The following is a 1197-nucleotide window of genomic DNA, read 5'->3' on the forward strand; positions in this document are numbered from 1 at the left end:
TGGGCGGCGGACCTGGACCGGCTCTCCGCCGCAGTGACCACCCTGGGCGCTGACCTGACGTCGGCCGCCGACGGGTACGCGTCCGCGGACCACGCCGCGGCCGATGACCTGCACCGAACCGGATCGCGGGCGCCGCGGTGAGCGCGCTGAGCCTGGCCCAGCTCCTGGCCAGCGAGGCCGCTCCGTGGCATGCCGCCGCGGACGCGTGGCACCGGCTCGCCACCGGAATCGACGACGCCGCCGAAATCCTCATCCGCGGCACCCGTGACCTGCCGCACGCGTGGCCGTCCGGGGACGCGTCCGCCGCCGCCCAGCAACGGGCCAGTGATCTGCGGGCCGAGGTCAGCAACACCTACCCGCCCGCCCGGCGCATCGGCGACGCCCTCGACCACCACGCGTACGCGGTGACCTCCCTGCGCGAACAGGCCACCCAGGTGGTGGCCACCGCCCGGCAGGCCGGATACACCGTCGATGTGCAGGCCGGCACCATCACCGCACCCGCCAGCGCCTATATGGGCGGGAACCTGGACCACACCGCCCGCGCCACCGCCGCGTACGCGAACGAACTACGCGAGATCGTGGAACGAGCCCGCGCCCTGGACGACCAGACCACCAACCTCATCGGCGTCAACCTGCCCGACCCCAGTATCGGGTTCGGCACCACCCAGCTCGCCGGCATCACCGCCGACGACCTCACCGCGCAACGCAGCCGCTCCCCCGAACAGATCCACGACTGGTGGACATCGCTGACACCGCAACAACAGGAACAAGCCATCGCCGACTTCCCCGCCCTGGTCGGCGGCCTCGACGGCGTACCGGCCGACGACCGCGACACCGCCAACCGCATCGTCCTCGCCCGCGATCAGGCCGCCACCGACCAGCAACTGACCACCGTCAACAACCGCATCGCCTACCTGCACGACATGTTCGAGCAAGGCCGCATCACCGAGGTCTACCCCGACGCCACCGACGCACGCACCGCCTACGACATCGAGCTGATGAATCTCGACGAGCAGCAAGAGCACCTGCAGGGCCAGGCACGCGGCCTGCACACCATCACCGACCGCCTGGCCAGCACGGACCAGCCGCGCGCGTACCTGCTCGGCCTGTCCACCGCGGACGACGGCCGGGCAATCCTGGCCGTGGGAAACCCGGACACCGCCGACAACGTCGTCACCTACGTGCCCGGCACCGGCG

1 pseudogene is annotated in these 1197 nt (G+C 71.6%); it reads left to right on the forward strand.

Annotated elements, in window-relative coordinates:
• Window positions 1-137 precede the first annotated feature (137 nt).
• Window positions 138-1197, forward strand: a pseudogene (locus tag IEY73_RS32675) (alpha/beta hydrolase); the annotation flags it as partial.

It is taken from the genome of Mangrovihabitans endophyticus (assembly GCF_014646155.1).
Classification (GTDB): Bacteria; Actinomycetota; Actinomycetes; order Mycobacteriales; family Micromonosporaceae; genus Actinoplanes; species Actinoplanes endophyticus.